Source organism: Natronorubrum sediminis, from assembly GCF_900108095.1.
Classification (GTDB): Archaea; Halobacteriota; Halobacteria; order Halobacteriales; family Natrialbaceae; genus Natronorubrum; species Natronorubrum sediminis.
Genome location: NZ_FNWL01000004.1, coordinates 89,971 through 116,565, shown reverse-complemented (window position 1 = coordinate 116,565; position 26,595 = coordinate 89,971). Strand labels below are relative to the sequence as shown.

The window sequence follows — 26,595 nt, the reverse complement described above, 5'->3', positions numbered from 1 at the left end:
CGTCGAATTACGGCCACTTCGCTCGAGTAATGGCATCGAGTAATGGCAGTTTCAGTGCGCACGCGTGACTACGCGAGCGAGAATCGATCTACAGCGAAACGTGTTCGAGAATCAGGGGTGACCGATTAAAACGGTGCTTCGGGACCTTCGTCTGCTTCGCCGTCGTCGACGGTTTCACCGGGGAATGATGGGCTCATTCCACCCATGTCGCCTTCGTCGCCACCTTCCATACCGGTGTGGGCGTTGACCTGCTCGATCTCGGGGATCTCTTTGACCATCCGGCTCTTGATCGCCTGAATCGTCATCGGCGAGATACCACAGCCACTGCAGGCACCGCCGAGTGCGATCGTGACCTCACCGCTCTCGCGATCGAGATCCTGAATCGCTGCACTGCCGCCGTGCATCTGAATCTGTGGGAAGTTCCGGCGCAGGAAGTTCGCGACGCGGTCCTCGAGGTCGTCCCCGTCGTTTTGGGTCTCGGTACTCATACGCCACGGTTGGGTACGAGTGCCCCTAAACCTTCCGTCATCTCTGTTTGTTAGACGACACGTTTCTCCGTCGTCGACCCATATTAGTCTCTGAAGTCCTCACTGGAGACCGAAGACGCGCTCCAATTCGGTTTCGATCTCCTCGACGTGTCGCTCGAGGAGTTGGTCGAATCGTTCTTTTTCGACGACGACCCCTGACAGGCGATCGTGGGGTTGATCTGGAAGTTCGATACGGAACGCGCTCTCGTAGTCATCGTCGTCGCCGACGTAGAACGGTTCGCTCTCGTTGAGCACCTGTTGGTCGATCGCGTGGACCAGTTCCGAGTCGTAGCGATCGTTCATTCGATTGAATGCGTTCTTGTACGCTTGCTGGAGCTCGGGGAAATAATTCGCGTACTTGTCTTCGAACTTCTCGGGATCGAAATCGGCCATACCCATTGTGAGGGGTGGCGAAGACAAAAGTCGGACGATCGGTGTTGCCTGCTTGCTCCAGGTCGTTCACCGGTTGTACCGACTCTCTCGTCGAGTCACTCGGTTAGCAGCCGAACGTGATATCTAGACTGATTCGGAGAGGCCCCCCTATACGGACGATGCGTACGCAAGCGGAACCAACACTCGCGCGACCACCATCACAAATCGATATGCTCCCCGATCACCCACCAATCCCGCGTGAAGCCTTGCCGCCGGGATGGGGGTTGACGTCGTTCTGTGACGACGAAGTGATCTACCGTCACAGAAACCCTCTCATCGACCTCGTCGCAGAGTCTACGCCGGCGGATCGTTCCCATCCCAGATTGGGGTTGTGTCGATGCTGGGCACTTCGGTACCGGTACGAACTCGGCGAACAGTTCGTCGTCGAACCGATCGGTCGCGTTGCGACTCGTCGGGCTGCCGTCGACGGGATTCTCGAGTGTATGGAACTCATCAACGCGTCGATCGACGATATCGCCGATCCGGTGGCATTGCACGACCTGCTCTCTCGAGTTCGCCTTTCGGATGGCGTTCCGGAGCTATAGGCGCTCTCCAGTGACGCTACTGTGTCCGTGGCGACTCGACACCCTCGAATTTTGTATTGCAGTATATGGTTTATTAGGCCATATCGAGTGACTTCGAAACGAACGGGCCAGTGAGTGTGGACTTTCTACCGATCACGTTCGAAGCCGACAGGTTGCGTCGACGGCCGGTTCGACTGGCTTTGGTGACTACTCGTGTCCTGTTCGTACACCTGCGATGAGGGTGGTGTGTTCTGGAATCTCTCCTGGCCAAACGCGCGTTCCATCGTTGCTGGTCCCTTGATGTATCTGTTCACCACTGGTTCGAGTCCGCTCTCGTCCGGGATCGTGTTGTATGGCGTGTGCGAAGCGTTTCTTGACCGGGTTCTCGAACTCGAGTACTAAACCGGAGGATGAGACTCTCGGGGCGCGGACGATTCGCTCGGTTGAAGCCCGGCTACGAGACGCGAATTGTCCCTCCGGAGTTGTGACTCGAGTGTCGCGTACTCGTCGTCGCGTTCTGTGACAGATCGGATCATATTGTGGCCAGTCTCGAAACCGGAATCACCGCTGTCAGCAGTTACAGGTCGCCAGCAGAAGGTGTTGTGCGTTCGCCATGGTGTGAGTCAGAACTCCCGATTCCCGGGTGATAAACTCTATGCCGGGATATGGAATGCTCTAACTCGCCACACCGCGGCGCTCAACAGAGTGCTTATACGCTCGTCCGTGAATGGATGGTTCACGAAGTCCCCCAGTGGTCCCATGACAACGTTGCTCCCCTTCGCTATCGACTTTCACGTCCACTCAGACGATTCCTACGACGGTCACGAACCGATCGAACTCATTCTCGAGCACGCGGCCGACATCGGGCTCGACGGGGTCGTTATCACCGACCACGACGAGATCAGCGAGTCGCTCCGGGCCGCCGAAATTGCGCCCGAGTACGGCCTGATCGGCATTCCCGGCGTCGAAGTCTCGACTCGCCACGGTCACCTGTTGGCAATCGGTGTCGAAGAACGACCGGACCCCGGCCAGCCGTTTATGGATACCGTCGAAGCCGTCCGGGCGCGTGGCGGTATCGCGATCGTTCCCCACCCGTTTCAACGCAGTCGCCACGGCGTCCGTAAGCGACATATCGAGGATGCCGACGCGATCGAGACGTACAACTCGATGGTCTTTACCGGCTACCGAAATCGCCGCGCACGGACGTTCGCTCGCCGTCGCAACTATCCGGAGATCGGTGCGAGCGACGCTCACTATCTCCCGAACGTCGGGAAGGCCTACACCGAAATCATCGTCGCCTCCGAGGACGCTTCGGCGACGAAAGCAGACATCGACGGCGACGCCCTCGTCGACGCCATCCTCGAGGGTCGAACTCAAATCCGGGGCAAACGCACGCCGATTCACAAGAGCACGATTCAGTACACCAAGGGGGCGATCCGCAAGTCGTCGTATCTGGTGACCAAGCGAACGCCGCTCATCCCGACGATTCCGTCGTCGATGGATCGATCCGAACCTCGTCGGAGCTAACCGCCCGGTTCAGGAGAGTTGTTCGCCGACGATTTCGTCTGCACGCTCGAGAAACTCCATTTCGTCACCTTTCGGTACCGTCGCGCCGGCGGCCACGTCGTGACCACCGCCATCGCCGCCGACCGCTCGAGCGGCCTCACCGACGACGACGGAGAGATCGAGTCCCTGCCGGACGAGCGCGTGCGTCCCGCGCGCCGAGACTTTCAGTTTGCCCCCGTCGTTCTCTGTCGTGGCTTCGCCGCTTTGGTCCGCTGCCTGGGCGTCCGCACTTTTTCCCGCGGATCGTGGGTTCGCGCTCTTTTCCGCGAACGCGAGAATCGGTTTCGAGCGACTGATTCCCTGATTTCCCATCGCCATGCCGGCGACGATGCCGACGATGGTTTCGCGGATCTCGTCGCCCGCGTCGAACCACTGGAGGTTGTCCTCGTGGGTGACGCCTTTTTCGGTGACGAGGTCGATGCCGTTCGAGAGGTTTCGGCGGTGGTCCCGCAGGAGTTTTCGCGCGCGCTCGAGCGCCCCGTCTCGGTCGCCGAGGCAGACGCCGAGGCCGACGTCGGCACGTTCGTAGCGGGCGGTCGCGTTGAGCAGCGTCGAGAACTCGCTGGCGTCCCGGAGTTCGGTGCCGACGGGTTCCTCGGGGAGGACGTACGCCGTCCCGACGAGTTGGTCGATCTTCGAGGCTGGAACGCCCTTCGAGACGGCACGCTGGACGAGCGCGCTGGCGATCGTCTGCTTCTCGTCGCTCGAGAGGCCGGACCACCGTCGCCACTCGCCGTCGCGTTTCAACTCGAGGTCGAGTTCGTCCAAAAATCGTAGTGCGCCGCGTTCGCTGTTCGAGATTCCCGGAATCTGTACGTCGGTCGCGTACTCGAGGAGTTTCGGCAAGGGACGGGTCTGTTTGCCGTAGAGCGCGAGGTCGGTTCCGGTCTCGAGGACGCCGGCGTCGACGCCCTCCTCGACGATCTTCGCGTTCGCGCCGTGGAGTTCACCGCCCGAGGCTTGCATGTCGCCGACGGCACCGACGACGGCCAGTGCGGCGAGATCCCGATTGTCCGCACGTGGATTCGTCGCCGTCGTAGCTGTTTCGGCCGGCTTCGTGCCGCCGTCGGTCGCTGTTGTCGACGAGACATCGGCGAGCGCCCGCGCGAGGACGTAACTCGCACCCGCACCGGAGAGTTCCGAAGCACCGTTGATCCCGAAGAGGAGCGGATTGAGGTGGAACTCCGTGTCGCGATCTGCAGGCTGGTGGTGGTCCGCGATGACGGGTGTGAACGCCCCCGCGTCTTCGTGTTCGCCAATAACGTCGAGTTGGCCGCTGCCGAAGTCGGTGAACAGGACGGTGTCGTACTCGGTCGCCGCGACTCGGGCGATCGCCGCCTCGTCGAGTTGCTTCTCGAAGACGGTCTCGAATGGAATCTCAGCACGCTCGAGCGCCTGCGCGGCGACGGCGGCGCTGGTCAGGCCATCGGCGTCGATGTGCGAGGCGAGGAGGACGCTGTCGGCCTCGAGAAGTCGATTTGCACACGCGACGGCTCGATCCTCGAGTGCTGGCACCGGCCCGGTCATCGGTTCATCGCTCGATACTGGGGCGGCATCCGGGATAAACCTCTGGCCTCGAGGGCGGAGTGCGAGGCTGGGGGCAAAAATGAGTCATTTCGAACGTGAGACTCACACGCCGAGAAACTCCGGTAACGGCTCGTGGAACACCAGGAGGAGGACGTTGTTCGTGACGAAGACGATGTAAAGGAGGACGACAAGCCCCACGAATTTGATGTCCAACGGATCGGAGAGGATGTGACCGATGAAAACGACGAGCGCAGCGTAGCAGGCGGCTGCGAGGACGACGCCCGGTAGACCGAAGACGTGGTAAAAGAAGACGGTCACGGGATTCAATTCGGTTGCATGCGGGACGACGAAAAACAGCGTTGCGGCGATGGTGTCCATCGCCCAGAGGACGAAAAACGTGATGCGAAGCCCAACAGAGTTCGGCGGATCTGGAGCTCGCTTACGAAATGATCCAACTTCCATGCACACTACAAACCGCGGTTCTCTCGCGTGTAGCTATTGACCTTGCCAACTCCGGTTTGTAACACTCTCCCACGCTCGAGTGGCCCGAGTCTCGCAGTGTGGTTCAGGCTGCTCGTCGATCACTGACTGGCGCGACTAACGGCCGCGATCGTCTCCCGGGCGAGCGCGTCGAACATCGCGTCGTCGGGGATCACGTCGGCGTCGATCCCCAGCGATCGAGCGGTCTCGGCCGTCGGCTCGCCGATGACGCCGACGGTCGCGTCAGCGAGTCCTGCAAGCGCGTCCTCGCGAACGCCGCGTTCGTCGGCTGCCTCGAGGAAGTGCTCGACGGTCAGCGACGAGGTGAAACACGCGGCGTCGAGTGCTCCGTTGGCGGCCAGTTCGACCGATCTACCGCTTCCCTCGGGTCGAATCAGCCGGTAGAGGATCGTCTCGTGGACGTAGGCCCCGGCGTTCTCGAACCCCTCGAGCAGGACTGGGCTGCCGTGGTCGCTGCGGGCGACCTCGATACGAGCGCCGTCGATGTCGTCGGCTAACTCGGCGACGAGACCGCTCGAGGTGTACTCCTCGGGGACGACGTCGACGGCGTACCCCTCCGTACGGAGCGCGTCGGCCGTCGCGGGACCGATCGCACAGACGGTCTGTTCGCCGGGATCCCAGCCCGCTTGGGAGACGAGTTCCGCGCCGGTCTTGCTCGTGAGGACGACGTACTCCGCGTCGGTTCGTGGGGTCGCGTTGGTCGCCTCGACGGCGAGCATCGGATCTGTCACCGGGTCGGATCCGAGGTCATCGAGCAGGCTGACGGCGGCTTCGAGTCGCTCATCGTCGGGACGAAAGACGGCGACGGTTGGTGTTTCGCTCATCGTTTGGCTCACTTAGGTATCCTCACTCTCGACGCTGTACTCGTTTTGGAGCAATTCGACGACCGACTCGCGGGTGCCGGCGACGTCGCCGATGACAGTCACGGCAGGCGGCGAAATGTCGTGTTCGTCGCGAACGTCGACGATGGTCTCGAGGGTCCCGGTCGCGACGCGCTGGCCGGGCCAGGTGCCACGTTCGACGAGCGCGACGGGTGTTTCGGAGGCCATCCCGGCCTCGAGGAGTTCGGTCGTGTAGTCGGGCAGTCGACCGACGCCCATCAGGACGACGATGGTTCCACCCGTCGCCGCGAGCGCGTCCCAGTCGACCGACGACTCGTCTTTCGTCGGGTCCTCGTGTCCGGTGACGAACGAGACCGAGGAGGCGTGATCGCGGTGGGTGACCGGAACACCGGCGACGGCGGGGGCGGCGATAGCAGACGTGACGGCGGGGACGACCTCGAACGGCACGTCGTGGGCCGCGAGGTACTCCGCCTCTTCGCCGCCGCGGCCGAAGACGAACGAGTCGCCGCCTTTGAGTCGAACGACGCGCTTGCCTTCTCGGGCGAGTTCGACCAGTCGCTCGTTAATTTCTGGCTGGGACGTTCGCTCGCCGCCGGCGCGCTTGCCGACGTCTTCGCGTCGGTCCTCGGGGAGCATCTCGATGATTTTCGGGCCCGGGAGCTTGTCGTGAAGAACCACGTCGGCCGTCTCGAGCAGCCGCTTGGCCTTGACGGTCAACAGCTCCGGGTCGCCGGGGCCGCTGCCGACGAGGGAGACGGTACCGGTCTCGAGGTCGGCGCCGGAGGTGGCGTCGGCCTCCGAGGCGGCGGTCGCGTCGGATTCGGAGTCGGGGGACTGATCTGACATGTCCGTGTGTCCCCTCACTTCCCCTCCGGCTTATCTTGCTCGGAGACGGGTCCGTCACCGCCGTTCTCGCTGGCTTGTTCGATCAACGCAGCAGCGCCGCGGTCGGCGAGATCCTGTGCGAACTCGCGAGCAGCCACGGCGTGGTTATCGGCGGGGAGGTCTCGGCTGGCGGCGACCGACTCCTCGCCGTCGCGGTCGAAGACGCTGACGCTGGTGTGGACGTACTCGCCCTGCACGACGGCGTAGATTCCGACCGGGGCGATACAGCCGCCGCCGAGTTCGGCGAGAACCGTTCGCTCGACCGTCGTCTCGACGCGACTGCGCGGATGATCGATCGCGGACTGTATGTCGCGGGCGGTCTCGCCGTCGATCGCGGTCACCGCGAGTGCACCCTGGCCCGGTGCGGGGACGAACGTGTTCGTCGAGAGCGAGTGTGTATCGACGTAGTGAGCGAGGCCGCTTCGCTCGAGGCCCGCTTCCGCGAGTACGATCGCGTCGTACTCAGTTTCGATCTCGCGGCCGAGAGCTTGCTTCTCGAGTTCGGAGAGGCCGTCGAACCAGTCGTCGACGGTCTGGTCGAATTCGGGTTCGAAGTCTTCGTCACCCGTCTTTCCTTTGCGCTCCTTGTCTGCCTCCGTCCGCTCCTCGTGTTCCGCCTGCAGGGTGGGCGCGAGGAGTTTCTCGAGTCGCGTATCGACGTTTCCGCGCAGCGGTTCGACCGTGAGATCCGGCCGTTCGGAGAGCAGTTGCGCGCGACGGCGGAGACTCGAGGTGCCGACGGTCGCGCCGTCTGGGAGTTCCTCGAGCGACGATCCGTCGGGGGTCACGAGGAGGTCCCCCGGCCGGCCGCGCTCGGGAACGGCGGCCGTGACGAGTTCCTCGGGCTGTTCGGTCGGCATGTCTTTCATCGAGTGGATCGCGCCGTCGAGGTCGCCCTCGAGGACGCGTTCGTCGAGTTCGCGAACGAACGCGCCGGTCTTCCCCAATCGATGGATCAGTTCGTCTCTGATCTGATCGCCCGTCGTCTCGACGGAGACGAGTTCGACCTCGTACCGTCGATTCTCGAGGGCCTCTTTCACCAGCGAGGCCTGCCGCCGAGCGAGTGCGGACCCCCGTGTCGCCAGTCGTAGCGTCCCGCGCGTTCTCATGACTATGGGTCATCGCCTCGGGTATGAAAAGCGCACGCTTGACGCCCGCTGACTGGTCGTGTGGCTTATGCTGTTCGTCGGATACGTTCGAGCGATCGGTCGAACCTATCGTTCGCCGCTGGAGGGGGTGCTCGAGGTGGGTTTACGAATCTCCGTCGAGATATATGTTGTGTCACTTCCAACTCCGTTAGATGTCGATGGAGACTTATAGCGCATCTGTCCGTAGTCGCGTGTAGATGAGCGAAACACTGTACGACCGACTTGGAGGCGAAGACGCGATCGGTGCCGTCGTCGAGCGCTTCTACGAACGCGTGCTGGCAGACGAGCAGGTAGCCCACTACTTCGACGACGTGGACATGCAGAACCAACGCGCCCACCAGACCCAGTTCATCAGCGCCGTTGCCGGTGGTCCCGTCGACTACTCCGGCGAGGATATGGAGACAGCACACGAGGACCTCGGCATTACGACGGCCGATTTCAACGCGATCGCCGCTCACCTCGAGGCGACGCTCGAGGCGTTCGAGGTCGACGCAGACGACCGAGACGCCGTTCTCGCTGCAGTCGGTGAGTACGAAGACGACATCGTCACTGTCACGGCTTGACAGGGAAAACCCGACGGTCTTTTCATCCCGACCCTGCTATCGACACCCAATGGTCGCAGTTACGTTGGGTCCCGAAGGAACCTACTCGCATCGTGCGGCGACGGCTGTCGCGAACGGCGACGAGATTGACTTTCGCCAGTCGGTGACGGCCATCGTCGACGCCGTCGCCGGCGGCGAGTACGACCGTGGCGTCATCCCGATCGAGAACAGCATCGAGGGCAGCGTCACCGAGAGCCTCGACGCCCTCTCGGAGTACGACGTCGCCGTCGTTCGCGAGGTCGTCACCCCGATCAAACACGCGTTGCTCGCCCAATCCGACGAGTTCGACACCGTCGCCAGCCACTCTCAGGCGCTCGCGCAGTGTCGATCCTACCTCGAGCGAGAACACCCCGATGCCACCGTAGAGGCCGTCGCGAGCACCGCACAGGGCGTCGAATTCGCCCGTGGCGACGCCTCGATCGCCGGGATCGGCCACCCCGACAACGGCGGCGATGGCCTCGAGGTCCTCGCCGAAGACATTCAGGATCAGGACTCGAATGCGACGCGGTTCTTCGCGCTTGCACCGGCCGAGGAGCGCTCGAAGGGCGGCGGCAAGAGTTCGCTCGTCGTCTACCCCAACGCGAACTACCCCGGATTGCTCCTCGAACTCCTCGAGCCGTTCGCCGACCGCGACATCAACATGACGCGCGTCGAGTCCCGCCCCAGCGGCCAGCGACTGGGCGATTACGTCTTCCACATCGACATCGAAGCGGGCCTGTACGAGGCTCGGACGAAGGAAGCGATCGAGGACCTCGAGGGATTGACCGAGAAGGGCTGGGTGCGGCGACTGGGATCGTACGATACGGAACACGTAGTCGGGTAGGAACGGATGGACACCTGAACGAGTTCTTCAGTACTGTCCCGATCAGTGGCGACGACGCGACGCCCCCGTGTAACCCAGACGACTACCGTTCCACCACAAACGACGACCGGTCCACCACAAACGACTTTTCTCCCCCCTGCGGGAGTATACACGTATGCCACTCGAGGACGGAGCCGACGCGCCGACCGTGACCGCACAGAACCAGGACGCAGCGGAGGTAACCCTCGAGTTCGAGGAGCCGACGGTCGTCTATTTCTACCCGAAAGACGACACGCCCGGCTGTACGATCGAGGCGAACCAGTTCCAGCGCGAACGCGAGAGCTACGAGGACGCCGGCGTCGAGGTCTACGGCGTCTCGATCGACGACGTCGACTCGCACGAGGACTTCTGCGAGCAGGAGGGCCTCGAGTTCGATTTGCTGGCCGACCCCGACGCCGAGGTCGCCGAGGCGTTCGACGTGGCGTTGCGCGACAGCGGTGTGACGTCGCGGACGACGTTCGTCCTCGCCGACGGCGAGGTGAAGTCGGTCTACGAGAACGTCGATCCCGACGGCCACGCACGAGACGTCCTGTTCGACGCACTCGAGGACGGCCTCGTAACGCTTCCAGAGTAGCTCTCGTCTCTACGCTCGAAATCGACCGACTCGAGGCGCGGACGGGTTGCCGCCTCAAGGTCGTGTTCTGACCTTCCGTCGCGGGCAGAATTTATCCTGCTCGAACTCGTAGGTTCGCGTATGCGAGGAAATCCGTTCGACGAAATCGAGGAGATGCTCGACCGCGTCAGCAAACAGGTCGAATCGGGGATGACCAGCGGTGGGCTGCAGGTCCCGGGCTCCGTCCCGGCCGACGTCGTCGACACCGGCGAGGAGTACCTCGTGACGGCCGATCTGCCCGGCTATGATACGGACGATATCGAACTGACGCTCTCGGAGGGGACGCTTCGCCTCGAGGCCGACCGGGAGGACGAATCGGAAGCGTCAGTCGACGGCCGATTCCTCCGTCGCGAACGGACGCGAACGTCCGCGAGTCGGCGCATCCGTCTACCAGAGCCCGTCGAAGAAGACGAGGTCTCAGCCGGCTTCGAAAACGGCGTGCTGACCGTCCGACTCCCGAAAGTGACCGGCACCGAGACGTCGAAAGAGATCGATATCGAGTAATCGAGAGAGCGCCGCGTCCAGCGATCGACCTCGAGTCACTACCCTGCTCGAACTCGTAGGACGACGAGTCTTCGGACGTCTCGACTCAGTCGTGGCCGATCGGTGAGTCGTTTGCGCGGCGCATGAGGTCGGCTGCGTCCGCCGGAAGCAGATAGCCGTTCTCGACGGCTTTGTCGGTTGCTGTCGCCATTTTTGTCAGGTACTTATGAGGCGTCGGATACAGCTTTGAGAGCGTCTGCTCGTCGAATCGGTGCGTTTGCCCGAACAGCTCACAGCTCATCGCGTCGTACTCCGCGACGGGGACGTCGATCGGCGGCAGGCGAACGCCGCCCCTGGCGTTGCCGTACTCGTCGCGGGCGACGCCGTCGTCCGCTCGCTCGATTTTTGGCGTTCTCTCCGGCTTCTCGCCGGTCTTCACCCACTCGTTCAGGTGCTCGAGGGCCGACCGATAGGCGTAGCGCATCGGGAAGTAGTTGTACTCACACTCGCCGTAGACGCCGTCCTCGAGTTCGCCGTACTGGCCCGCGATGGCTGGCTCCCACGGGATCGCTTCGCCCTCGAGGTCGCGGGCGAGGGCGATCTCGACGTAGGCCGAGAGCCAGCGGTTGACGTGAGAGGCTCCGGCGACTTCCCAGAGCCGGAACTGGCCCTCGTCGGGTCGTTGCTCTGTGTCGGCCTCGTCCTCGGAGTTCAGCCACAACACGGGGGCGACGTCGTCGCGCACCGGCTGTTCGTCGATGATCGTGCCCGCCGTGGTGGGCAGGAAGCCGTCGATCAGGCCGAGGTGCTCCTGGAGCGCGTTGATGTAGGTGTGCAGGTAAACGGCCGACTGGGAGACGCCCGTCGCGAGCACTCGTTTCGGCTCGAGTCCGGCCATCGGATCCGGATCGCCCTTTCGGCGCTTCGGGTCGCCCCGCAGCGTCCGGATCGCCTGCGAAAAGATGTCGAACGCGTAGTCGTCGCCCGGATGGTGGAGGTCGCCGTAGCGTTCGGGATCCCACGTCATGAGGTCCATCTCCTCGGCGGAGTCCTGTACGCCGACTTCCTGTGCCGAGATCATCGCGACCGCGTAGCCCTCGCGCATGAGGTAGTCGTCGGCGTTGATCCAGGTGACGGGAACATCGACTTGCGTCGAGACGTTCGGCCAATCGGCCAGCAACGTGCCGTTGAACTTCGAGCGGTGGGCCGGCCGCCAGACGACGATTCGGGTCGTGTACGACGCGTCGTCTCGCTTCCCACCAGAAAGCGACTCGAGGCCGTGAGCACGGCCGGAGATGAAGTACTCCTCCTCGACGTAGCCATATTTCGACAGATCAGTGACAGCCGCCAGCTGTGGCTCGCCGGTCGCACTTCCACCACTGATCGGGCCATCGACCTTTGGCGCTGGTCCCTTCGGTGGTCCCTCGTTCGCACCTGATATGGATTCGTCGCTGGAGTCCGCACTCCCGGTACCCGTCATGAACGAAGTCGCCGAAAGTGTGCCCAGTGTCCCCAAGACATATCGTCGGGTAGACGAACTGACGGCTGCTCCGTCCGTCGCTATGGGGCTTGTCCGTTTCTCACTTGGACAGGACTGACACTCGCTTAATTCCACACTCTCTGAGTTTTTACCACCATTTGACATGGCGGGTAGAAACAAAATAGGTGTGTAGGCATGGTGATTACCCCGTCCCTCAGATTGTGAGTTTAAGGGGCAACTACTTGTCAAAATAAATTACTTTGGGACAGTCTCGACTCGAGTGAGGATGCTGAGACGGAACCCGTTCGTCGGATTTCACGAATTTCGAGCAGTCGCGACCTGCTGTGTCGATAGTGGTATGGAAAGCTATAGGGCGACGACGCCCGGACACGCATACAAGAATGAGCGACGCGGGATACGACCATGCGGCGGTCGAACGACGCTGGCAGGAGGCGTGGGACGACGAAGACGCCTATCGGACGCCGGACGACGTCGAGGATCCAACGTACGTCCTCGGCATGTACCCGTATCCGTCGGGCAAACTCCACATGGGTCACGTCCGAAATTACACGATTACGGACGCCTACGCCCGATACCGGCGGATGCAGGGCGAGGAGGTCCTCCACCCGATGGGCTGGGATGCCTTCGGCCTCCCCGCAGAGAACGCGGCCAAAGAGCGCGACACTAACCCCCGCGACTGGACGTTCGACTGTATCGACACGATGCGCGAGCAGATGACCGCGATGGGCTTTGGCTACGACTGGGAGCGCGAAATCGCGACCTGCACGCCCGAATACTATCAGTGGAACCAGTGGCTCTTCTCCCGGTTCCACGACGAAGGACTCGTCGAGCGTCGCGACGCCGAGGTCAACTGGTGTCCCCACTGTGAAACCGTGCTGGCCGACGAACAGGTCGAAGGCGAGGCCGAACTCTGCTGGCGCTGTGACACCCCTGTCGAACAGCGCGAACTCGAGCAGTGGTTCCTTCGGATCACCGAGTACGCCGACGAGTTGTTGGAAGCGATCGACGACCTGGAGGGCTGGCCGAACTCGGTTCGCCAGATGCAACGCAACTGGATCGGCCGCCAGTACGGCACGGAACTGGATTTCGATATTTCGGGTCACGGATCGGTGACGGCCTTCACCACCCGCGTCGACACGATCTACGGTGCGACCTTCTTCGCGCTCGCACCGGACCACCCGATCAGCGAGGCAGTCGCAGCCGAAGACGACGACGTTCGCCACTTCATCGAGGAAGAAGCCGACCCCGAGGGCGACGAGCCAAACGGCGTCGCGACCGACCTGACGGCGACGAACCCCGCGACGGGCGAGGAAATTCCCGTCTACGTCGCGGACTTCGTCCTCTCTGACGTCGGAACGGGCGCACTGATGGCCGTTCCGGGCCACGACGAGCGCGACCACGCCTTTGCCCAGAAGATGGACGAGAAGATCGTCCCCGTCATCGCACCCGAACCCGACGAGGGCGAGGAGCCAGAGAGTCCCGACGTCAGCGAGGCGGCGTTCACCGACGACGGCGTGCTCGTGAACTCCAGCGAGTACGACGGCCTCGAGAGCGAAACGGCTCGAGAGCGACTCACCGCGGACATCGAGAGCGCCGAGGAAGCGACTCAGTACCAGCTACGCGACTGGGGGATCTCCCGCCAGCGCTACTGGGGGACGCCGATTCCCGTCATCCACTGCCACGACGACTGTGGGGCCGTGATGGTTCCCGACGAGGACCTGCCGGTCGAGTTACCGGAGTTCATCAACACGACCGGCAATCCGCTGGACGCAGCCGACGAGTGGAAGCAAACGACCTGTCCGGACTGCGGCGGCGACGCCACCCGGGAAACCGACACGATGGACACCTTCGTCGACTCCTCGTGGTACCCGCTGCGGTTCGTCTCGCCGGACCTCGAGGACGCGCCGTTCGACCTCGAGCAGGCCAACGACTGGCTGCCAGTCGATCAGTACGTCGGCGGCATCGAACACGCCGTGATGCACCTGCTGTACTCGCGTTTCTTTACGAAGGTGCTCGCCGACCACGAGGGCTTAGCGCACCGCGAACCCTTCACGAACCTGCTGGCACAGGGGATGGTCCAACTCGAGGGCGAGAAGATGTCCAAGTCGAAGGGCAACGTCGTCTCGCCCCAGCGGATCGTCGAGGAGTACGGCGCTGACACGGCCCGGCTGTTCATGATGCAGGCCGCCCAGCCCGAACGCGACTTCGACTGGAGCGAGGAGGGCGTTCGGTCGACGTACGCCTACCTGAGCCGCCTGACGGAGATGGTCGCCGACATCACAGCGGACGAACCCGACGGCGAGGACGACGCCGTCGCGAGTTACGTCCGAGCCGAAATCGACGCGACCGTCGCCATCGCGAGCGCGGAGTACGACGAGTTGACGTTCAACCGAGCGCTGCGAGAGACCCAGGACCTGACGCGAACGCTCCGTCAGTACGCTGCCTACACCGACCCGCACGCCGAGACGTACCGCCGGGGCCTGTTGGCCGTCGTCCGTCTGCTCGCGCCCGTCGCTCCCCACCTCGCCGAGGAGCTGTGGGAGGACCTGGGCCAAGACGGACTCGTCGTCGACGCCGAGTGGCCTGCCGCCGAGATCGATCGCGAACACGTCACGAAGCGCCGACAGCTGGTCCAGAACACGCGCGAGGACATCCGCGACATCGTCGACGTGGCCGGTATCGAGGACCCCGAGGCGATCGAGGTCGTCGTCGCCCCCGAGTGGAAGTACGACGCCCTCGAGATCGCGATCGAGAGCGACGCCGACAACCTGATCGGCGAACTGATGCAAGAATCACACATCCGCGAGCAGGGCGACGCCGCCGCGAGCTACGGACAAGACCTGCAAGCCGAACGCGAGGCACTCTCGACGACGCTCGATTCCGAGGCCGAACACGCCACCCTCGAGTCGGCCGCGTGGCTGATCGAACGCGAGTTCGACGCGCCGGTATCCGTCGTTCACGCTGTGGAGGTCCCAGAGAGCGTTCACAAAAACGCCGAACCGGGCCGACCAGCGATCGAAATCGAGGACTGAGCGTTTTCCCCCGCCCGATCTCCACCGTTGTGTCACCCGCCGTCTTCCCTGTCTTCTCGCGCCCCGCCATCCCGGCCATCGCAAATAAACGATTTTCAACGAAATTCACCGGAACCTCCGGTTCGGTTACATGTGTGTCGGGTTCCCAATTGTACCGTGGACCCCGGCGACGACGCGTCCCGTCTCTGACCGACGGTCGACTATCTTCGACGGAGAGGGGTTCTCGAGTTCTATTTCTGGGTACGTGCCGATCGTTCATCTCTCTTATTGGTCCCATCTAATCGCGAATGCGACTCTCGATGCAGCGGTCGTTTACGATAATCGATACATTAACTTATCGTGACTGTCTAGTACAGATGATACGTTTCCGTATCGGGTTGATCGATACGGCCACGGACCACTATGGCACTCGAGGACTACACCCCAGACCGACTCAGACGATCGTACAGTGTGAAAATCGGCGTGATATTCGTCGCGGTAGCCGTGTTGACGATTTTCGTCTCCGCGCTCTTTTTCGCTCACGCGTCGGGCGCAGTCGGCGCGACGACCGAACAGCAGTTCACCGATCACGCAGCGGATCGAAGCGACGTCGCGGACGAGTGGCTCGAGACGAACGCCGCGACGGCCGACGGTCTCGCTGCGGACGCGAGCGTCGACGACGGTGATACTGACGCGATAGACGACCGCTTTGCAGACGTGCAAACCGATCGCGACGATCGAATCACCGAATTACATTATCTCGACGGCGACGGCGAGGTCCTCGCCAGCAGTGCAAGCGACGCGACCGGCGAGGATTTCGCCATTAGCGTCGACGGCGAAACGGACGGACCAACTGCGCCACACGACTCGCTCTCGAGTGACGAGGACGTCCTCTCACACGTCGTGAGTGCCCCCGCGGACGATGGTGAGGACCGATACGTCGCCCTCTCTGCACCGGCGAGTGGCCTCGAGTCCGTGATCGAACCGAACGACGACTACCGAACGGTCGTCACCGACGGAGACGGCGAGGTGCTCCTCACGGCCGGTACCGAAGCCGACGTGGGTGACGAGACCGTGCTCGCCGCACTCTCGGGTGACGACGCCGATATCGCCACTGGCATGCCCGACGACGCGACTCAGGAGTACGCTGGCACGACGGCGACCATCACAGACGGCGACACACCCCTTCAGCTCACGACCTACGGCGCTGAAGCGGACGTCTTCGGCGCGCACAACGTCGCGACGGCGAGCGTTGCGACGCTCGCGTTCATCTTCGTCATCAACCTCGGCTTCGTCGGCATCGTCCTCGGCGGCAACCTCTCGCTGAAACTCCGCCGCCTCGCAGACAAGGCCGAACAGATGGGTGATGGCAACCTCACAGTCGACCTCGAGACGAACCGGATCGACGAGGTCGGCAGTCTCTATGACTCCTTCGGCACGATGCGTGACGACCTCGACACGACGATGGCAGACCTCGAGGACGAACGCGAACGCGCACGCGAGGCCCAGCGCCAGACCGCGCGGCGAAACCGCGAACTCGAGGCCGAAGCCCAGCGCTTTGGCGACGTGATGTCCGCGTGCGCTGGCGGGGACCTTCAGCAGCGACTCGAGGCCGAAACGGACCACGAGGCGATGGTCGAGATCGCCGACTCGTTCAACGAGATGATTACGGATCTCGAACGGGCGGTGGCCCAGGTCGAGCGCATCTCCCAGGATGTCGCGCACACGAGCACCGAAGTTCAGACGAGTTCCGAGGAGATTAGCCGAGCCAGCGAGGAAGTCAGCGCGTCGATTCAGGAAATTTCGGACGGGTCCTCCGCGCAGGCTGAGGACCTCGAGACGGCGACGACGGAAGTCAAGGAGCTGTCGGCGACCGTCGAGGAAGTCGCCGCGGCGACGAGTACGATCGCAGACCAGTCGAGTCAGGTCGACGACCTGGCGACGGACGGCCAGGTGGCGGCGACGGAGCTCACCGACGAGATGCACGATGCCGGCGAGCGAACTGACACCGTCGCGTCGACGATTCACGACCTCGAGCGCGAGGCCGAGCAGATTCAACAGGTCGTCGAACTGATCGACGACATCGCGGCGCAGACGAACATGCTGGCGTTGAACGCGGCGATCGAATCCGCCCGCTCTGGGAGCGCGTCGGGAGACGGCGAGGGATTCCAGGCCGTCGCAGACGAGGTCAAGGAACTCGCAGAGCAGACCCAAGAAGCAGTCGACGACGTCGAAGCAATGATCGAATCGGTACAACAGCGGGCGACGACCAGTGTCGAACAGATCGAGGCGACCGAGGAAACGATCGGCGCTGCGACCCACCAGGTCGAAACGCTCGCGGACGGCCTCGATCGGATCGCCTTGGAGATCGAACAGGTGACTGCGGGTGTTCAGGAAATCGACCAGGCGACGGACGAACAGGCGACATCCACCGAGGAGCTCGCGACGATCGTTCAAGACGTCGCGAGCGTGGCCGCAGAGACGACCTCACAGGCCCAGCAAGTCGCTGCTGCGGCCGAAGAGACGACGGCGACGATCACCGACGTCTCCGCAGAAGCGACTCGACTCGACGACCGAGCAATGGAACTCGCCGACGCCGTCGACCAGTTCAGCGTTTCTGCAGACGAAGGCGACGACGACGGTTCACACCTCGTCTTTTCCGACGCCGGAGGTGAGGACCGATGATTCCCGAACTCGAGATGTACCGAATCGGTGCGGCAATCACGGCGCTCGCGACGGTCGCGTTCCTCGTGTGGGTCGCCCGCAAGCCGGCGGGCCTCCGTCGGTACTACCTGCCGGTGCCGATCATCTGTGGAACGCTCTCGCTCGCGTACCTCGGGATGTCACTCGAGTTGCTTCGGTTTACAACGCCTGACGGCGAGCCGGTCGCGTTGACGCGGTACGTCGAATACTACGTCGCGACGCCGATCATGGTCGTCCTCGCCGGTATGATCGCCGGCGCGAGTCGGCGACAACTCGTCACGCTCGTCGTTCTCGTGTTCGCGTGGATCAGCGTGACGATCGTCGGCGTCTTCCAGACGCCACCGGAGGCGCTGGTGCTGAACGGACTGACAGTCGTCGTCCTCGGAGTGCTCATCTACACGCTCGTCTGGCCGATAACGGCACGTTCGGGCCAGACGAGCGGCGAACGGGTATTGCTCTTCGGAAAGCTCCGCAACCTGTTGTTGTTGCTCTGGGTCGGCTACCTCGTGATCGGCGTCATCTCTCGGCAGGGAATTGGCTTGCTCGACGCCTTCGGCGGCATCTTCGTCGGTGCGTACCTCGACATCGCGACGCGGATCGGATTTGGCATCCTCGTCCTCCGGGCGACGGACGCGATGGTCGACCTGCGAGACGCCAGAACGGGTGGGGACTCCGACGGCACCGACGTCACGTTCTCGGACTCGAGTGCGACGGACACCGAGATTGGCTCCGGTAGCGACCCCGACATCGAACCGGCCGACTGAGGCGGACAGCGGACCGAATCCGCTCGTTCGACTCGAGTGGTCGGATTCGGTCGCGTGTCTACTCGAACTCCGCCACAAGAACTGACTGGTAGCTGGCTTCTTTATGCTCGTTCCCGTCGTAGTGTCGCTGACAGCACGTCTGTTCACACTCGAGGATGACATATCAAGAAGAGATACGGACACGACGACCGACACGGAAGCGAACCAGCCCGTTCCGATGGACGTTCGCAGACGGATCGTCACCGATCACACCGCACGTCGTCTCGATGACGTGGCGAAATGGATTGTTCGTCAACTGGCCCGTCGATCCCGACGCGTTGCGTCCACACGTCCCCGACGAGTTGACACTCGAGACGCGCGATGGCGAGGCCTGGGTGAGCGTCCTGCCGTTCGTCCTCACGAACGCAGGGATTCGTGGAACGCCGCCCGCGCTTCGGACGGCGGTCGCCGAACTCAACGTACGGACGTACGTTCGATATCGCGGCGACCCCGCGCTGTTTTTCTTCAGTATTGACGTTGGAACGCCACTCGTCGCGGGTGTGGTCGGTCGCACGACCAGACTCCCGGTCTTTCACGCGCACATGCGAGTCGGGGCGACCGAGGAGTCGGTCGCGTTCTCGAGCGTGCGGAGTCAACTCGCAGCGGGTGCTCGTCCACAGTTCGAGCGAACGACCGCCGCTCGGTTCTCGGCCAGCTACCGGCCCGAGGGGGACGTGTTCGAGCCAAAGCCGGGCTCGCTCGCACACTGGCTCGTCGAGCGCCGTCGGTTCTACGCCCCCGAAGCCGGTGGCGTGTTGGCCGGTGAAATCGCACACGACCCCTGGCCGTTACAGCCCGCACACGTGACGATCGAAGAAAACACGATGCTCGAGGCGAACGGACTGCCGGAGCCGACGGGTGAGCCGGTCGCTTACTACTGTGAGGAACTACCGATGACGGGATCGATTCCTCGACGACTTCGCGATCGCTGAGTGAGGGGAGAAGAACGGTTACGTCGAGGAACCGACGCCGACGAGGTCGAATGGGTGGCCGTCCGTCGCCTCGCTCGCATTCTCGTAGACGACGTGGGCGGCGGCGACGTCCTGAATCGCGAGCCCCGTCGAATCGAAGACGGTGACGCCGGTCTCATCGGTTCGACCCGGCTTCGAGCCGACGACGACTTCGCCGATCTCGCCGTGAAGATCGTTGTCGGTCAGCGCCCCCTCGCTGTAGGGGACGTTGATCTCGCCGGAGTGAGTGCACTGTTCGTGGTCGTCGATGACGATCGCCGCCTCGGACAGGAGGTCGTCGCTCAGTTCGTGTTTTCCCTCGGCGTCGGCACCGATCGCGTTGACGTGCGTGCGTTCGCCGATGTCGTCGAGGCCGACGATCGGGTCTTCGACCGGTGTCACTGTCGAGAGAACGTCACAGTGGCCAGCGTCTTCGATGGAGCCGGCTCGAACGTCAAATTGGTCCTCGAAGGTGTCGACGAATCGTTCGACACGCGCTTCGTCCGGATCGGAGACGACGACCGTCGAGATGTCCCGAATTTCGGTAATCGCTCGCAGTTGCGTGTAGGACTGAACGCCAGCGCCGACGAGGCCGAGACTCGAGGCGTCGTCGACGGCGAGGTAGTCGGTGGCGACGGCGGCCGCCGCGCCGGTTCGTTTCATCGTCAGCGTCGTGCCGTCCATCACCGCGAGCGGGAAGGCCGTCTCGGGATCTGAGTAGATCATCGTCCCCAGCACGGTCGGCAGGTCGTGATCCGTCGGGTTGTCGGGGTGGACGTTGACCCACTTCAACCCGGCGGCGTCCCACTCCCCAGTCTCGAGGTACGCCGGCATCGACCGAAAGTCGCCGTTGTACTGTGGCAAGTCGATGTAGGACTTCGCAGGCATCTGTGTATCACCGCGCTCGAAGGCCGCGAAGGCCTGCTCGACGGCGTCGATGACGTCCTCGAGGCGTGCGTACTCCTCGACGTCCTCGCTATCCAGCAGAAGCGTGTTCATGGTGGCGAATATTGCGGGAACCTACTTAATTCGTCCTGATTGGTCGGACAAATGGGTTCTGCGAGTGACAAACTGGTGTCGAACGCGTGTCTCGAGTCTAAATTTGGTCCAACTCGAGTGAGAACGAAAGATCGATAACGAATCTGCAGGTCCAACGTAGCGGTATTGGGCCGACTCGAGTCGTGAACGGGTGCTCGAGTGGTAGTGAACGAACCTCCCTCAGCCAGCGATCTGTAAATCACTCCACAGCGGTTTGTCGGCGAGTGAGCGGTTCGGAGAACCCGAACGAAGCCGTTCCCCGAGCGCGGCAGAGCCGCGCTCGGGCCGACGACTGATGTGAAGGGACGCTTTGCGTCCCGTAACGGACGGAGGAGGCTTTTATACTAAATTTTGCCGAGGGCCGCCGAAGGCGGCCTGCAGAGCAAAATTTAGTTTTACATCGCGGGTCACTACGTTCCCCGCTCGTGTTCGGAGGTTCTCGGTCTACGACCTCCGAACCTCCCTTACATCATGCCGCCCATGCCACCGCCCATACCGCCCATACCGCCGCCCATGCCACCGCCTGGTGGCATGTCTTCGCCGTCGTCGTCGTCGGCGACGGCGAGGTCGCCGGCAGCGATGACGTCGTCGATGCGAAGCAGCATGACTGCAGCTTCGGTTGCGGATTCGATGGCCTGTGTCTTCACGCGAAGCGGCTCGTAGACGCCTTCCTCACCCATGTCGATCGTGTCGCCGGTGTAGGCGTCGAGACCGGAGGCCGTGTCGCCGCCGTCGTGGTCGGCGCGCAGTTCGACGAGCGAGTCGATGGGATCGAGGCCAGCGTTCTCGGCGAGCGTTCGTGGGATGACTTCGAGTGCGTCCGCGAAGGCTTCGACGGCGAGTTGCTCGCGGCCGCCGACGGAGTCTGCGTAGTCACGAAGTGCGAGCGAGAGGTCGACCTCTGGGGCACCGCCGCCGGCGAGGACTTTGCCGTCCTCGAGGGTCGTGCGCACGACGCCCAGCGAGTCCTCGATGGCGCGGTCGACCTCGTCGATGACGTGCTCGGTGCCACCGCGGAGGATGAGGGTGACGGCCTTGGCGTCGTCGACGTCTTCGACGAAGATGCGCTGATCGCCAGCGATCTCCTTCTGGGCGACGCTACCGGCGAAGCCGAGGTCGTCCTCGCTGAGGTCGTCGACGCTGGTGACGGGCGTCGCGCCGGTCGCGCGTGCCAGCTGACTCTGGTCGCTGGATTTGACGCGGCGGACGGCGATGATTCCCTCCTGTGCGAGGTAGTGCTGGGCCATGTCGTCGATGCCGCCGTCGACGAAGACGACGTCGGCACCGGCGTCTGCGACCTGCTCGGCCATCTCGCGCAGTTGGGTCTCCTCTTGCTCTAAGAACTGCTCGAGTTGGTCGGGGTCGGTGACGTTGACTTCGGCGTCGATTTCGGTCTCTTTGATCTCGAGGTCGCCGTCGACGATGGCGACGGAGGCGTCTTCCGCGAAGTACGGCATGTTGTCGGAGACGCGCTCCTTGTCGACGATGACACCCTCGACGAGTTCGGACTCGTCGATGGAACTGCCGACGACCTTCTCGACTTTGATGTTGTCCGTGTCGATGTCGTCGCCGTCGGCGACCGACTGGACGGCCTCGACGACGAGTTCCGAGAGGAGGTCGCGGGCGTTCTCCGCGCCCTTGCCCGTCATCGCGGTCGCGGCGATCTGCTCGAGGATTTCGGTGTCGTCCTCGTCGACGTCGATGGCGATCTCTTCGAGGGCTTCAGTGGCTTCCTCGGCGGCCTGACGGTATCCCTGTGCGAGCGTGGTCGCGTGGATATCCTGCTCGAGGAGTTCTTCGGCCTGGCTGAGGAGTTCACCGGAGATGACGACGGCGCTCGTGGTGCCGTCGCCAACCTCGTCCTCCTGAGTCTCGGCGACTTCGACGATCATGTCGGCGGCTGGGTGATCGATCTCCATCTCCGAGAGGAGGGTGACACCGTCGTTCGTGACGATGACGTTGCCCGAGGAATCGACAAGCATCTTGTCCATTCCTTTCGGACCGAGTGTGGTCCGGACGGACTCGGCAACGGCCTTGCCGGCCTGTACGTTCATCGACTGTGCGTCTTTGCCGGACGTCCGCTGGCTATCCTCCGAGAGAACGATGAGAGGCTGGTTGCCCATCTGTTGTGCCATAGTCAGACGAAGGATTGTTTGGGGTTCTATAAAAAGCTTTCGTAACGTGTGGTTTCGTTTGCCTCCCTTCTGGCGGTCGCCCACGCTCGCTAACCGCTCGGTAACACTAATCAGTGTACTACGTTTGTGCTTGCCCAAGCAGTGCGTTTGTGCTCGCTCGAGTCGTCTCCGGTCGAGTTGGGGCTGTCGAGTCGCCGACAGCGGTGTGGAATCTGAGACCACGATTAGCAACTGCTGACAATTGCGCCGACTCCTCCGAGCTATGAACTTGTCCAGTGGGAGTTATATTTATAAAAAACCGATCGATAACTGCGGGACGCGTTCGCATTGTCGTTCGTTCCCCGTCAGCTGTGGGTATAGACGCATGCCTATCCTGGCTCTACGAATACTATATAATCTATTGTATATAGGACATTTCTTCTGCTTTCACCTTATATAATAATGAATGCTTTTATCTTGTGAGTGTATGTCTGACATACAGGAGTCTTCAGAGGCACAGATGACCCCGGTTCAACGGTTCGGGGAAGGGATCGCTGACAGGGTGGAACGATGGATGCCGAGTCCGTTTCTGTTCGCGATACTGCTCACGTACGTCGCGGCGGTGATCGCTTTCCTATCCGAGGGCGCAGGCGCGACGGAAATCGCACTCTCGTGGTACGGCGGATTCTGGGATCTGCTCGACTTCGCGATGCAGATGGTGTTGATTCTGGTAACCGCGTTCGTCGTCGCGTACCATCCGTGGGTAAAGGGAGTAATCGACCGAATCGTTCGGCTCCCCAACAACGGAAAACAGGCCGTCGTCGTGGTCGGCGTCGGCGCGATGATGGTCGGGTGGATCTCCTGGGGGCTCGGACTCATCTTCGGTGCGATTCTCGCTCGAGAGATGGGGAAGTACGCCGAACAGAACGGGATGCAACTGCACTACCCGCTCGTCGCCGTCGCCGGTTACCTTGGCATGAGCCTCACCTGGGGGTGGGGGATGTCCAGTTCGGCGGGACTGCTCCAGGCGACGGAGGGTAACGTCTTCATGGAACAGGGTGTCGTCGACACCGTCATCCCGGCGACGGAGTGGGTTTTCCACCCGTACCCGTTGATGTTGACCGTTCTCGCCATCGTTTACGCGTCGATCTGTCTCTACTTGCTCACTCCACCAGGGGAGTACGCACGAGGGATGAGCCAGTACCTCAGTCGCGAAGAGATGAACGATGGCGAGGAGGAGTCCTCGGACGACTCGAGTGCGGACGCTGACGGGGATGCCGACGTAGCGGCTGATGGCGGGAGCCAGCAGGCTGACCTCGCGGACAAAGAATCGCCGAATGAGGGCGACATGCGTCCGGAAGAGGAGTCGTCAGCGCCGGCGGACAAAATCAACAACAGCAAGGTAATCGGCGGGGTACTCGCGCTGACGGGTGTCGCGCTGTTCGTTCGAGCGTTCTTCGTGCAAGGACTCGACGCACTGGATCTGAACGTGCTCAACTTCGGATTCATTATGGTCGGACTCATCCTGTACACGAGTCCGATCGACTACCTCGAGGAGTTCTACGACGCGGTCCACTCGAGTTCCGGGATCATCCTGCAGTTCCCGTTCTACGCGGGGATCATCGGGATCATGGAAGGGACCGGGCTGGTGGATACGATGACGGAGTTCCTGCTGTCGATCGCGACGCCGGCGACGTTCCCGGTCATCGCCTGGATCACTGCCGGTATCCTCAACGTGTTCGTGCCGTCTGCGGGCGGCGAGTGGACCATCGTCGGCGGGCCAATGATGAGTGCAGGTGCGGAACTGGGCATTCCACACGGCCAGACGATCGCCGCCTACGGAGTGGGTGACGCTCACACGAACCTGCTGAACCCGTTCTGGGCGATTCCGCTGCTCGCGATCACCGGACTTCGTGCACGTGATATGTTCGGCTACGCGATCACGATGATGATCCTGCTGACGCCGTTCCTGGCGATCGCGCTGTACGTCGTCCCGTACTGATCACTCGAACACTGCCGTCGACCGAGGCGGCACCGCCGTTGCCGTTCACAACACTTCTTTCGCTGGCATCGTCTCGTCACCGCTCAGTTTCGACTCACACCTAACCGCTAACTGATCCTTTAAGAATACTGCGTGACATTCACACCTATGCCTAGCGAGAGCGACGAAGATGGGTTCTATTACGGTTGGATCGTCGTCGTCGCGTGTTTTATCGGAACGTTCGTCGTCTTCGGACTCTCGTACTCCTTCGGCGTGTTCTTCGAGCGAATACTCGCCGAGTTCGGCCACTCTCGAGGCGTCACGTCGATCGCGTTCGGTCTCCAGACGTTCACGCTCTACATCGGCGCGGTACTCGTCGGTGCGCTCGTCGATCGATACGGAACGCGTCAGATTCTGCTGGCTGGAACGGGACTCCTCTGCGTCGGACTCCTCGGAACCAGTCAGGCCGAGTCGTTGCTCGCACTGTTTCTCTTCTACGGTGTCATCACCGGTTTCGGCATGTGTGCAGTGTACGTCGTCTCGTACGCGACGGTTCCGCGCTGGTTCGATCGACACGTCGGCCTCGCCGGCGGTATCGCCTCCGCCGGCCTCGGTGCGGGAATGCTCTTCGTCGCGCCGGCGTCGACTGCGCTCATCGAAGAAACGGGCTGGCGAACGGCGTTTGTACTCCTCGCCGCGGGCGCGACCGCGTTACTGCTCGTCGCGGCCGTCTTAATCCGGGACGATCCACTCACTGCCGACGTGACGCCGCCGGAAGACGAGTTCGTCGGCGAGCCGACGCCGGCCACCGACGAGAGCTTACGTGAGCAACTCGAGGCCGTCCGGCGAATCGCGTTCACGCCGTCGTTCTTTTGCTTGTTCGTCGGCTGGGTCGCCATCTACACCACGTTGTACGTCGTGTTCTCGCACATCGTCGTGCACGTGACGGACCTAGGGATTTCGGCGGCCGTCGGCGCGATGGTGATCGCGATCATCGGCGGCGCGAGTGCCGTCGCTCGAGTCGGAATCGGTCACATCGCGGACGCAGTCGGCCGCACGGCGGTGTTCGGAATCTGCTCGGCGGTTATGGGTCTCGCGACGGTTGCACTGCCGTTCGCGACGAGTAGTTGGGCACTCCTCGCCTTCGCGTTCGTCTATGGCATCGGCTACGGTGGGAACGGAGCGCTGCTGTCGCCGTTGACCGCGGACCTGTTCGGTCGAGAAAACATCAACGCGGTGTTCGGCCTGATTTCCGGGTCGTTTGCCATTTCTGGCCTTATCGCACCGTATATCGCCGGACTCGGGTACGATTCGATCGGGACGTATAATCCGGTCTTCATCGCAGCCGGAATCGCCGCCGTTGGCGGAGCAGGATTGATCGTGCTCGCTGACCGACTCGCACAGAGTCGAACGCTAGAGACGGCCTACGATTCGCCGCCAGGGTAGCGGTGGTACTGCATCCCCTGGTGTTTCATCTCGTTGTGTCGCTCCTCTAAGAAGGAGTAGACGGTCCCGTGGGGTGCACCGTCGAGGAGCATCTCGGCAGCGGTTCGAACGGCGTCGACCTCCTGTGGTGCGCCGATGATGCCGAGCGTCGAGCCGTAGATGACGACGTCGGCACCTCCCAGCTCTTCCATGAGTTCTCGCGTGCGCCCGTCCTCGCCGATGAGTCGGCCCTTCTTGCGTTTCATATCGTTCGTGTTTCGGGCAACGCTGTCGATGTCGACGATGTCGAACATCATCATATCGTCGTCGAGCAAGCGAAGCGCCGCGTCGGGTGCAAAGCCGCGACCGACTGCGCGAACGATATCCGGCGCTTTGAGGCCGCGAACGGGGTCGCCGACAGTCTCGATCGCGACGGAGCCGTTCTCAGAGTCGATATCGAGTCGCACCTCGGCTTCAGCCTCGATTTCACGCATCGTCTCGCCACCCTCTCCGATGAGAACGCCGATGCGGTCCTGCGGAATCTTCACGTGTTGCAT

At 62.6% G+C, this 26,595-nt stretch carries 23 protein-coding genes; 12 read left to right on the top strand and 11 right to left on the bottom strand.

Features of this window, described 5'->3' with window-relative positions:
* Positions 1–125 precede the first annotated feature (125 nt).
* Positions 126–488, bottom strand: coding sequence for a NifU family protein (locus tag BLW62_RS15640; RefSeq protein ID WP_090507974.1), 363 nt, complete (start codon positions 486–488; stop codon positions 126–128).
* A gap of 99 nt (positions 489–587) precedes the next feature.
* Entirely contained in the window at positions 588–920 is a 333-nt protein-coding gene (locus tag BLW62_RS15635; RefSeq protein WP_090507973.1) for a DUF5783 family protein, read from the bottom strand.
* Positions 921–1,129: 209 nt separating this feature from the next.
* On the opposite strand from BLW62_RS15635, the gene BLW62_RS15630 reads away from it, so the two are divergent.
* Both BLW62_RS15630 and BLW62_RS15625 read left to right on the top strand, forming a co-directional pair.
* On the top strand, positions 1,130–1,504 hold the full coding sequence (locus BLW62_RS15630; protein WP_090508115.1) for a hypothetical protein: 375 nt from the start codon (positions 1,130–1,132) through the stop codon (positions 1,502–1,504).
* A 738-nt stretch (positions 1,505–2,242) separates the two neighbouring features.
* A complete protein-coding gene (locus BLW62_RS15625) occupies positions 2,243–3,010 on the top strand; it encodes a CehA/McbA family metallohydrolase (protein ID WP_090507972.1) in 768 nt (255 codons plus the stop codon).
* Between the two features lie 9 nt (positions 3,011–3,019).
* On the opposite strand, the gene BLW62_RS15620 is transcribed toward BLW62_RS15625, so the two are convergent.
* The 5 genes from BLW62_RS15620 to hemC all read right to left on the bottom strand — a co-directional run bounded on the left by BLW62_RS15620 (position 3,020) and on the right by hemC (position 7,913).
* The gene (locus tag BLW62_RS15620; RefSeq protein ID WP_090507971.1) at positions 3,020–4,576 is read right to left on the bottom strand and encodes a RecJ family nuclease; all 1,557 of its coding nucleotides are present in this window, start codon (positions 4,574–4,576) and stop codon (positions 3,020–3,022) included.
* A gap of 102 nt (positions 4,577–4,678) precedes the next feature.
* A complete protein-coding gene (locus BLW62_RS15615; RefSeq protein ID WP_090507970.1) occupies positions 4,679–5,038 on the bottom strand; it encodes a hypothetical protein in 360 nt (119 codons plus the stop codon).
* Positions 5,039–5,157: 119 nt separating this feature from the next.
* Positions 5,158–5,901 (bottom strand): uroporphyrinogen-III synthase, encoded by a 744-nt coding sequence (locus BLW62_RS15610; protein WP_175459771.1) that lies wholly within the window; start codon positions 5,899–5,901, stop codon positions 5,158–5,160.
* Positions 5,902–5,913: 12 nt separating this feature from the next.
* Positions 5,914–6,765, bottom strand: a complete 852-nt coding sequence (gene cobA, locus BLW62_RS15605) for a uroporphyrinogen-III C-methyltransferase (protein WP_090507968.1) — start codon at positions 6,763–6,765, stop codon at positions 5,914–5,916.
* A 14-nt stretch (positions 6,766–6,779) separates the two neighbouring features.
* Positions 6,780–7,913: a hydroxymethylbilane synthase gene (hemC, locus tag BLW62_RS15600; RefSeq protein WP_090507967.1), complete on the bottom strand. Its 1,134-nt coding sequence runs from the start codon at positions 7,911–7,913 to the stop codon at positions 6,780–6,782.
* Between the two features lie 236 nt (positions 7,914–8,149).
* On the opposite strand from hemC, the gene BLW62_RS15595 reads away from it, so the two are divergent.
* The 4 genes from BLW62_RS15595 (at position 8,150) to BLW62_RS15580 (ending at position 10,533) form a co-directional block, all read left to right on the top strand.
* Entirely contained in the window at positions 8,150–8,515 is a 366-nt protein-coding gene (locus tag BLW62_RS15595) for a group I truncated hemoglobin (RefSeq protein ID WP_090507966.1), read from the top strand.
* Positions 8,516–8,564: 49 nt separating this feature from the next.
* Entirely contained in the window at positions 8,565–9,377 is an 813-nt protein-coding gene (gene pheA / locus BLW62_RS15590) for a prephenate dehydratase (RefSeq protein ID WP_090507965.1), read from the top strand.
* 154 nt (positions 9,378–9,531) lie between these two features.
* On the top strand, positions 9,532–9,990 hold the full coding sequence (locus BLW62_RS15585) for a peroxiredoxin (RefSeq protein WP_090507964.1): 459 nt from the start codon (positions 9,532–9,534) through the stop codon (positions 9,988–9,990).
* Between the two features lie 120 nt (positions 9,991–10,110).
* Positions 10,111–10,533 carry an Hsp20/alpha crystallin family protein gene (locus BLW62_RS15580; RefSeq protein WP_090507963.1) on the top strand — a complete coding sequence of 141 codons (423 nt, stop codon included), beginning with the start codon at positions 10,111–10,113 and terminating at the stop codon, positions 10,531–10,533.
* A gap of 85 nt (positions 10,534–10,618) precedes the next feature.
* On the opposite strand, the gene BLW62_RS15575 is transcribed toward BLW62_RS15580, so the two are convergent.
* Positions 10,619–11,992, bottom strand: coding sequence for an alpha/beta hydrolase domain-containing protein (locus tag BLW62_RS15575; RefSeq protein WP_090507962.1), 1,374 nt, complete (start codon positions 11,990–11,992; stop codon positions 10,619–10,621).
* 401 nt (positions 11,993–12,393) lie between these two features.
* Here BLW62_RS15575 and leuS point away from each other — a divergent pair, with 401 nt between their 5' ends.
* The 4 genes from leuS (at position 12,394) to BLW62_RS15555 (ending at position 19,462) form a co-directional block, all read left to right on the top strand.
* On the top strand, positions 12,394–15,045 hold the full coding sequence (gene leuS / locus BLW62_RS15570; protein WP_090507961.1) for a leucine--tRNA ligase: 2,652 nt from the start codon (positions 12,394–12,396) through the stop codon (positions 15,043–15,045).
* 402 nt (positions 15,046–15,447) lie between these two features.
* On the top strand, positions 15,448–17,709 hold the full coding sequence (locus BLW62_RS15565) for a methyl-accepting chemotaxis protein (protein ID WP_090507960.1): 2,262 nt from the start codon (positions 15,448–15,450) through the stop codon (positions 17,707–17,709).
* The gene (locus BLW62_RS15560; RefSeq protein ID WP_090507959.1) at positions 17,706–18,491 is read left to right on the top strand and encodes a bacteriorhodopsin; all 786 of its coding nucleotides are present in this window, start codon (positions 17,706–17,708) and stop codon (positions 18,489–18,491) included. Before BLW62_RS15565 ends, BLW62_RS15560 begins: the two co-directional genes overlap by 4 nt.
* Positions 18,492–18,646: 155 nt before the next feature.
* Entirely contained in the window at positions 18,647–19,462 is an 816-nt protein-coding gene (locus BLW62_RS15555) for a YqjF family protein (protein ID WP_090507958.1), read from the top strand.
* 18 nt (positions 19,463–19,480) lie between these two features.
* Here the strand turns inward: BLW62_RS15555 and BLW62_RS15550 are convergent, their stop codons facing one another.
* Positions 19,481–20,479, bottom strand: a complete 999-nt coding sequence (locus BLW62_RS15550) for an ornithine cyclodeaminase family protein (RefSeq protein WP_090507957.1) — start codon at positions 20,477–20,479, stop codon at positions 19,481–19,483.
* Positions 20,480–20,982: 503 nt separating this feature from the next.
* Positions 20,983–22,641 (bottom strand): thermosome subunit alpha, encoded by a 1,659-nt coding sequence (gene thsA / locus BLW62_RS15545; RefSeq protein ID WP_090508114.1) that lies wholly within the window; start codon positions 22,639–22,641, stop codon positions 20,983–20,985.
* A gap of 478 nt (positions 22,642–23,119) precedes the next feature.
* Between thsA and BLW62_RS15540 the strand changes: the two genes are divergently transcribed.
* Positions 23,120–24,634, top strand: a complete 1,515-nt coding sequence (locus tag BLW62_RS15540) for a short-chain fatty acid transporter (RefSeq protein ID WP_175459770.1) — start codon at positions 23,120–23,122, stop codon at positions 24,632–24,634.
* A 147-nt stretch (positions 24,635–24,781) separates the two neighbouring features.
* A complete protein-coding gene (locus BLW62_RS15535; RefSeq protein WP_090507956.1) occupies positions 24,782–26,059 on the top strand; it encodes an MFS transporter in 1,278 nt (425 codons plus the stop codon).
* Here the strand turns inward: BLW62_RS15535 and BLW62_RS15530 are convergent.
* A complete protein-coding gene (locus BLW62_RS15530) occupies positions 26,038–26,595 on the bottom strand; it encodes a KH domain-containing protein (protein WP_090507955.1) in 558 nt (185 codons plus the stop codon). The two genes, BLW62_RS15535 and BLW62_RS15530, sit on opposite strands and share 22 nt — an antisense overlap.